We start from the raw sequence: 4144 nt of genomic DNA, 5'->3' as shown, positions 1-4144 counted from the left end.
GATGAACTTCCCAAACAGGCCCTAACGTCCAGCGAGTGTGCAGCCGGGCCGGCAGACGGGGCATGACCATGGACGATGACCCGTTCTTCGACTGCCAACGGACGGATCATGGTCATGGGAAGCGGGCGACATCCCGAAGCGCAGGTGCGGCATGGGCGACGAGTCCGATCGACGGCGGTTCCTCCGGCTGGCGGCGGGGGCATCCCTGCCACCCGGGCTGTTCATGGTCCGGAGCGGGCCAGTGACCCCGCGAGTGATCGCGTCCGAGGACGTCCTGAACCACATCGACGTCCGCATCCAGCAGATCACCGGGGCGTACGAGCGGACCCCGATCGGCGCGACGAGCGTGTACCTACGCCGGCATCTGCCGGCCGTCCGCTCCCTGCTCGCCGAGGGCGGGCACCCGACCGCCGTCGACGCCCGCCTGCACCGCGCCGCCGGCCGCCTGGCTGCCCTGTGGGCCACCACCCGCCACGACCTCGGTGACATCCCCGGGGCGACGGCCGCGTTCGCCGAGGCGTTCGGCCACGCCGAGGAGGCGCGGGACCGGGCACTGCAGTGCTGGGTTCGGCTGTGGCAGAGCTCCCTGGCCCGCAAGTCCGGCCGCCTGGCCTCCGCCCTCGCGCTGGCCCGCGCCGCCACGTCCCACGTCGGTGCGGGCTCGCCGGCCGCCAGCCGCGCCGCGGCGATAGAGGCCCGTACCCTGGGCGCGCTCGGTGAACGGGCGGGCGTGCACGAAGCGATCAACCGTGCCTGGCGCATCCAGGGGACGCTGAGCCGCGCGCAGTCGGGCAACCCCGGGTTCTCGATCGACACCCTGCATATGCTGACGCTCGCTGAACTGTCTGCGGCGGCGTACGTCGAACTCGGCCAACCGGACGCGGCCTCAGTCTATACCGACGCCTCGGTGCACCATCTCGACGTCGCCGGGGCGACCGGCCTGCGGTCGATGGCGAGGATCGCCGCGGCTACAGCGGCCCTGCACCGCCACCACGTCGACGAGGCCGAAGCGCTCGTCACCGAGGCACTGGACATCTCCGAGCACCGGCCGAACGCCGTGGTGGTCACGCGGACCCACCGGTTCCTCACGGACGCCCGGCGGATCGCCGGGCGGCGCCAGGGCACGAACAACATCGCCGAACGCCTCGACACCTGGACGTTGCCGACGTAGCCGACGGTGCCGCCGGCGGTCACCCGGCGCAGGTGTCCTGGTAGGGCAGGCCGGGAATGTGAAAGCTCCACGCCGACTGGTCGAGCCCGCCCTGGGCCTCGTGGCAGGCGTATTCGACGACGCCGTTGCGGCGGAACGCGTCGATCGCGGCGAGTCGCCACAGCCGGACGGTGCCATCGTTGCCGCCGGAGGCCAGCGTCCCGCCGTCCGGGGAAAAGGCCAGCGACAGGACGGAGCGGGTGTGCCCGGTCAGCGGCTGCCCGATCTGCCGCGGCGGGGTGACGCTGGTGTCCCAGAGCCATACCCTCCGGCCAGATCCGACCGCGGCCAGGACCTGCCCGTGCGGGGAGAAGGCCACGGCCCGGACCGGTCCGGGGTCGGCGAGAAGGAGGCTGGGCGGCCGGGGCCGATCCGGGGCGGTGACATCCGCCAGCATGATCGATCCGTCCTGGCCGGTGGCTCTGAGGCGCCCGTCCGGGGAGAATGCCTCCCACGGCGTGGGGGCGCGGCGGCATTCACGCGCTCCCGCGCTTGTGGCCGGTCCGGGTCGGCGATGTCCCACCGCAGCACTGTCCCGTCGACGCCGGTCGCGTCGAGGTTCCGGCCGTCCGGCGAGAACGTCACCGACGTGATCCCGCTGCGCTGGCCGGTGAGGGGCGGGTCGATCCGACGAGGTTGACCCTCCGTCACATCCCACAGCACGACCGTTGCGTTCGCGCCGCCGACGGCCAGGATGCGCCCGTCCGGGGAGAACGTCACCGAGGTGACGGGATCGCCGCGGCTGGCGAGCGCGGTCGGGTCCTCGACGAGAGTCTGCAGCAGGTTCGCCTGGCTGCCGGCCTCACCACCGCTACCGGAGTCGATGTTTTCGGCGGCGATGGCGAGTCGTAACGCGCGCACCCGGTCCGTCGCCCGCGCGACGTTGGCGTTGGCGAGCAGGGTATGAGTGATCAGGGCGTGCCGCGCCCGTTCGGTGGTGCGCTGCGCCCGTTCGGTGGTGAGCTGCGCCCGTTCCGCGGTGCGCTGCGCCTGCCGGGCGGTGAGGGACTGCCAGGTGGCGATCGCGGCACCGGCGACAGTGAAGACGAGGAGCACGGAAAGGACGGTGATGACCTGCCGGCGGCGTTGACGTTCGTGACGTTCCCGGCGGCGGGCTGCCTCGACGCGCGCACGTTCCTGGCGACGGGCTTCCTCGATCCGCTGGTCGCACGCGTCGATGAACCTCCGCCCGGCCGGTTTGAGATGGACCACCGGCTCCTCACCGGCGCGGAAACGCTCATAGGACTGCCACAGCGTCGTGATGGCGGTGGTCAGCCGGTCTTCGTCCCAGAGCGGGCCGTCGTTGTGCTCCCACTCGGCGGCGGCGCGCTCGACCTTGCCCTCACTGAGCAGGGCGGCTTCCCGTTCCCGGATGACGGCATCCAGTGGCTTCCAGGCGGTCAGCAACGCCTCGTGGACGACCCCGACGGCGGTCCCCAGGCTGTCACTGGGGGTGGACAGCAGCCGTTGGTTCACGAAGACCTGGAAGGTTCTCCGCAACGCGTCGGACGGCAGGTCCTTGAGGTCGATGCGTCGGCGGGTCCGCCGACCGGCCTCGTCGAGCGTGGCGAGCTCGGCCAGGCCGACCAGGATCTCCTCCCGGCCCAGCCCGCTCGTCTCCACGGCGTCGTCGAGGACGGCGTCGGCGCGGCGGGCCAGCGCCCCCTGCACGCCACCCAGCTCGTGGTACCGGTCCATCGACAGGGTGCCGCCGCGGGTCTGGTCCTTGGCCAGCTCATGGAGCGTGAACGCCAGCAGCGGCAGTGCCTCGCCGTCCTCGGTGTCCGCGACCATCTTGGCGACCAGCTCCGGCTCCACCTGCAGGCCGGCTACCCGGGCCGGCTCGGTGATGACGACCGGCAGCATGTCCCGGGCCAGCGGGCGGAGGGGGAAGACGTGCAGGTTGACCCCGCCCTGTTCGGGAGGGCCGCTCAGTTCGGGCAGGGCGAAGACCTGGTCCTGGAACTCGGAGCGAAGCGCCATGACCACCCGCACGGGACCGGTGACCCCATGCCGCAACAGGGTCGCCAACCGGGCCCGTTCCTCTTCGTCCGATCGGGTGAACAGCTCCTCGCCCTGATCGATGATCAGTAGCAGCAGTCTGTCCCGCACCGGGCCGGAGCCGGCCGTCAGAAGTTCTTCGGCCAGCCCCATCAGGGCCAGGTCGTCCTCCCTGAGCTGCCGGTCGATGTCGGTGACCGCCCACTGCTGGCCGACGCGCCTCGCAGCCTGGGTCAGGGTGTGGGCGAGCTTGCGGACCGGGTCCCGGCCCGGCCAGAAGGGGTCGGCTACCTCCCAGCCGGGCCGGCAAGCCGGCGGTGACCAGCGACGACTTGCCGCACCCGGAGGCACCGACCACCAGTAGCAGACGCTGTTCACCGAGGGAGCGTAGCCGGTGGGTGAGCCGCCGCAGCTCGTTGCCGCGCCCATAGAACACCTTGGCCATGTCCCGGGTGAACGGCCGCAGACCCGGAACGGGGACCGGTCGTCCGCCCAGCCCAGCCCGCCGGCGGCCTCGACGCGCCGCAGCCCAACGTTCAGGTTGTCGGCCCATCGCGGATTTTCGTGCAGGTGAACGTGCTGCCGGTCCTCCAGGAGCGGGGAGGTGACCGTCGGCTCCACGCGCAGCGGCAGCAACAGGCTGCCGACCTCGTAGGCGATTCCCAGTTCGTAGGCGCACCATGGGGAGGCGTTGTAGGCGTTGGTGATGACACAGACCACGGCGTCGGCGGCTCGCAGCTCGTGGTGCAACCGATCCTTCCACATGTCGCCGGGCTGGACGCCCACCCGGATGTCCTGAGCGAGGAACACCCGGTGGCCAAGAAGGGTCAGCGCCTGATGAAGGCTCTTCGAAGTTAAGCGGGTTTGAGGCATCTGCGGGCTCGGCGGGTGGTTGCGCAGCGTGTTCGTAGCCGCTGGTGTTCGGGGTTGCGG

General features: G+C 71.5%; 3 protein-coding genes and 2 pseudogenes. 1 reads left to right on the top strand and 4 read right to left on the bottom strand.

Features of this window, described 5'->3' with window-relative positions; genetic code table 11:
• Positions 1-151: 151 nt before the first annotated feature.
• Complete coding sequence (locus tag ACY5KJ_RS18265) at positions 152-1171, top strand: hypothetical protein (protein ID WP_462189171.1); 1020 nt, start codon at positions 152-154, stop codon at positions 1169-1171.
• Between the two features lie 19 nt (positions 1172-1190).
• Here the strand turns inward: ACY5KJ_RS18265 and ACY5KJ_RS18260 are convergent, their stop codons facing one another.
• The 4 genes and pseudogenes from ACY5KJ_RS18260 to ACY5KJ_RS18245 all read right to left on the bottom strand — a co-directional run.
• On the bottom strand, positions 1191-1529 hold the full coding sequence (locus tag ACY5KJ_RS18260; RefSeq protein WP_462189172.1) for a WD40 repeat domain-containing protein: 339 nt from the start codon (positions 1527-1529) through the stop codon (positions 1191-1193).
• Entirely contained in the window at positions 1421-1861 is a 441-nt protein-coding gene (locus tag ACY5KJ_RS18255; RefSeq protein ID WP_462203933.1) for a WD40 repeat domain-containing protein, read from the bottom strand. Before ACY5KJ_RS18255 ends, ACY5KJ_RS18260 begins: the two co-directional genes overlap by 109 nt.
• Before the next feature lie 39 nt (positions 1862-1900).
• A pseudogene (locus tag ACY5KJ_RS18250) lies at positions 1901-3656 on the bottom strand (ATP-binding protein); the annotation flags it as partial.
• A 155-nt stretch (positions 3657-3811) separates the two neighbouring features.
• Positions 3812-4084, bottom strand: a pseudogene (locus ACY5KJ_RS18245) (toll/interleukin-1 receptor domain-containing protein); the annotation flags it as partial.
• Positions 4085-4144 lie beyond the last annotated feature (60 nt).

The organism is Frankia sp. CcWB3 (assembly GCF_977927595.1).
Note: the sequence above shows the minus strand (reverse complement) of the source record. Positions and strands in the feature narration are given on the sequence as shown.